Genomic DNA, 4,051 nt, shown 5'->3' on the forward strand with positions numbered 1-4,051 from the left:
AATAAAAAGGGGGCGCGGCTTGCGCCGCAGGTTGTGTCGAAGGGTTGTGAAGGGAAAGGTTCTTAGGATTGACCGGCCTGACGGCCGGAGGGTTCGTAAGTTTGACGGCCCTTCGGGCCGAGGGTTGTGGTATCGCCCTTACGGGCGATGAGTATTATAATGCCGCCTTTCGGCGGTCACGTCCACATCGAGTATCATAATCATTCTTACCCTCGTACATCCCTTCGCCACTTCGTGGCCCTCTTCCCCTAAAGGGGACGCAAGAACGTTACGGGATTTACTTTCAGTGTCATATGGCATGATAAGCATTCTGCGGATTGGCTCGCTGCGCTCGCCACCCCCTATCCGGCTGCGCCAGACTTCCCCCGCAAGCGGGGGCAGAATAAAGCTCTGAAAAGCAGTCCTTTCATAAGCAGCTCACAGCATAACGGAGCTTTATAGTGCCCCCACGAAGTGGGGGTGGCAAAGGAACTGGATTCATAGGGGAGCCTCGCGACCCGCGAATCCAGTGACATGCTTCCCACCGGGCAAGGTGGTGGCGCCAGCCACCAAAGGGGGAATGCATTTCCTCGCCCGCAGGGCGGTTGTATGGTTTTCCCACGGGCGAAAGCCCGGTTGTGAAGGTTTTATCATAAGAGGGCGCCTTCTATAAATGTAAGGCGCCCACCACAACCCTCAGCGGCAAAGCCGCTGTCAAACTTAAGAACCCTCGGGGCGATAGCCCCGTCAAACTTTAGAACCCTCAAGCCCCATAGGGGCTTGTCCCTATGGGGCTTGTCATATCGCCAGTGCCTCTACGTAAAAAACCGGGCTGGCGCCCGGTTTTTCTTATTTCTTTCCTATCCTTCTTGCTTTGTAGGCTTTCAGCTTCGCGTCCCTGATGGCCAAGTGGTTGAAGTATTTCTTCGTTTCCGCCGTAATGACGCCGGAGAGGCCCAGGAGGGCGATGAGGTTCGGGATGGCCATGAGGCCGTTGACGATATCAGCCAGGGACCAGATGGCTTCGAGCTTGAGGAAGACGGCAGAGGCCAGGATGGCGATGTAGCCGATACGGTAGAGCTTGATGGTCTTTGTACCGAAGAGGTATTCCCAGCACCGCTCGCCGTAGTAGTTCCAGCCGATAATGGTGGTGAAGGCGAAGAGGGTGAGGGAAATGGTGAGGATGAAGGGGGCCAGGCTCCCGTAGGTGGTGGCGAAGGCGGACTGGGTCATTTCGGCGCCGTTGGTGGTGCCGGTCCATACGCCGGATACGATGATGGTGAGGCCGGTGAGGGTGCAGATGATGATGGTATCGATGAAGGTACCGGTCATGGAAATGAGGCCCTGTTCTGCGGGCCACTTGGTTTTGGCGGCAGCTGCCACGATGGGGGCAGAGCCTAAGCCGGATTCGTTGGAGTAGAGGCCTCTGGCGATACCGCTTCGGATGGTAAGCATCAGGCCGGCTCCGGCGAAGCCGCCGGCAGCAGCGGTACCGTTGAAGGCGCCGGTGATGACCTGGCTCACTGCATGGGGGACTTCAGAGGCATTCATGATGAGGAAAATGACGGTGATAATGAAGTAAATCACAGCCATGGCCGGTACGATTTTGGAGGCGGTCTTGGAAATGGACTGGAGGCCGCCAAAGGTGATGATGGCTACCAGGATGGTGACGATGGCGCAGGTAATGTAGGTGGAAACGCCGAATCCTGCGTTCACCGAGGAAACGATGGCGTTCATCTGGGTGGTGGTGCCGCTGCCCAGCATGGCGGTCATAATACCGAAGAGGGCAAAGGCTATGGCCAGAGGCTTCCATTTCTTTCCCAGGCCCATTTCGATGTAGTACATAGGGCCGCCGGCGATATTTCCCTGATCATCCACCTGCCGGAATTTCACGGCCAGGCAGCCTTCGGAAAATTTGGTGGCCATGCCGAAGAAGGCGGCCAGCCACATCCAGAAGAGGGCGCCGGGGCCGCCCAGTTTGATGGCGGTGGCTACGCCTACGATGTTGCCGGTGCCTACGGTGGCTGCCAGGGCGGTGCAGAGGGCTTTGAAGGAATCAATGTCCCCGTCTCCCTTGTTCCGGGCGAAGAAAATGAGCTTCAGCGCCCGGGGCAGTTTCATGACCTGCAGGAAACCCAGCCGGCAGGACAGGAATACACCGGTGCCTACCAGAAGAATGAGGAGCCAGGGCCCCCATACGATACTGTCGATTTGGTTCAATACATCTACCAGCATAAAACAACCTCCCCGAATCTGTCAGATTCACTACCCTATGAACGATGGATGATCCTTCCATTCTACCTCTCCACAATAAAACCGCCGGCTCCGTAAAACAAAACAGAGCCGGCGGTCATCATGCAGAATCACCACCCGGCTCTGTCCTTTTGCCTGAGAGATTACAGCCGGAAATCCGGCCTGTGCACCTTCGGCGCCCGGGAATGCCCGGGGCTCTCCAGAGTTTTGTCCGCATGCAGTTTCGTGTTCCATGAACGCCTGATAGTGTTACTCCTTCGGCAGACCTTACGGTCTTTTTCCACATGCATCATCCACTTGTGAAGTTGTCACTATTATAAATTATCATGAAGAAATAAACAATATGATTCTATGACTTGGATTTCAAAAAGTTTATTCTTTTTCCGTAGCATTCACGGCCACTGCCACAGCGGCATCGCCGGTAATGTTCAGGCAGGTACGGAACATATCCAGCACCCTGTCAATGCCTGCCACCAGAGCCAGCCCTTCCATGGGAAGGCCTACGGACTGGAGCACCATGGCCAGCATAATGAGTCCCGCGCCGGGAACGCCGGCGGTACCGATGGAAGCCAGGGTACCGGTGAGGACGATCATCATCATCTGGTCCACGGTCAAGGGAATGCCGAATACGTTAGCAATGAAAAGGGAGCAGATCCCCATGTACAGCGCCGTGCCGTCCATGTTGATGGTGGCACCCAGAGGCAGGACGAAGGATGCGATATCCCGCTTCACTCCCAGTTTTGTCTGCACATTCTGCATATTCACCGGAAGGGTGCCGGCGGAAGAGCAGGTGGTAAAGGCAATGGCCATGGCTTCCGACATGCCCCGGAAGAAGGTGAGGGGACTCATGTGAGCCGATACAGCCGTAAGGGAAGAATACACGCATACCGCATGGATAACACTGCCTACGGCCATGCAGATAATGACAGACAGAAGCGGCAGGAGCACCTTGGGACCATTCTGTACCACCACCGGAAGGAGAAGGCAGAACACACCTACCGGCGCAGTTTTCATAATCATGCCGATAATCTTGTAGCATACTTCCGCCGATGCGTCGAAGAAGGAAATCAGAGTTTCCGCCCGTTTGCCGCCGACGGAAACAATGCCGGCACCTACGAAGAGGGCGAAGATAATGACCGGAAGGATATCGGCCTTAGCCATGGACGCAATGGGGTTGGCAGGAATCATATTGACAAATACCTGCATAATGGAAGGCGCTTCCTTCACCTTCGGCGCCGCTGCATCGGTAGGCAGGGCCATGCCCACGCCAGGCTCGATGACACCGGCCACTGCAAAGCCGATGACAATGGCAATGGCCGTGGTCACCATGTAGATGCACAGGGTCTTCACGCCGATACGGCCCAGCTTTTTCATATCCCCCATGGAAGTCATGCCCACTACCAGGGAGCAGAAAACCACAGGAACAATCATCATCTTGATGAGGTTGATAAACATGGTGCCGATAGGCGCAATCCATGTCTTCACCGGAGCCGCCGCTCCGTCCCCCAGCACCAGTCCTACCACCACGGATAGAACCAGGGAAATAAAAATTTGTACAGATAAGTTCATTTCGTGTCCTCCCTCATACACTTGTACCTGATATTTACCCTATTATAGCAAATATATATCACTTAACCAATATATTTGTAAAATCTTTCATACATTTCTATATATATTGAAATTGAATAGTCAATAAAATATGGAAATAATAACATTTGAATTATAATTCATGAAATTGCATCATTTTGCCTATCAATTAAGGCGCCGCTGGCGCCATGGGACACACCTGCGGTGTGAGGGTTGACGGGGCTTCGCCCCG

2 protein-coding genes and 1 riboswitch are annotated in these 4,051 nt (G+C 54.4%); both genes read right to left on the reverse strand.

What is annotated here, in order from left to right:
• Window positions 1–828: 828 nt before the first annotated feature.
• Window positions 829–2,214, reverse strand: coding sequence for an alanine/glycine:cation symporter family protein (locus HMPREF9453_RS05095; protein ID WP_008859494.1), 1,386 nt, complete (start codon window positions 2,212–2,214; stop codon window positions 829–831).
• A 131-nt stretch (window positions 2,215–2,345) separates the two neighbouring features.
• Window positions 2,346–2,445: riboswitch (glycine riboswitch) on the reverse strand.
• Between the two features lie 159 nt (window positions 2,446–2,604).
• The gene (locus HMPREF9453_RS05105) at window positions 2,605–3,801 is read right to left on the reverse strand and encodes a dicarboxylate/amino acid:cation symporter (protein WP_008859495.1); all 1,197 of its coding nucleotides are present in this window, start codon (window positions 3,799–3,801) and stop codon (window positions 2,605–2,607) included.
• Between the last annotated feature and the right edge of the window lie 250 nt (window positions 3,802–4,051).

It is taken from the genome of Dialister succinatiphilus YIT 11850 (assembly GCF_000242435.1).
Lineage (GTDB): Bacteria > Bacillota > Negativicutes > Veillonellales > Dialisteraceae > Dialister > Dialister succinatiphilus.

What these genes read in the sequence shown, in the direction of transcription:
- HMPREF9453_RS05105 (WP_008859495.1), bottom strand. Translation starts at nt 3,801, where the DNA reads ATGAACTTATCTGTACAAATTTTTATTTCCCTGGTTCTATCCGTGGTG.
- HMPREF9453_RS05095 (WP_008859494.1), bottom strand. Translation starts at nt 2,214, where the DNA reads ATGCTGGTAGATGTATTGAACCAAATCGACAGTATCGTATGGGGGCCC.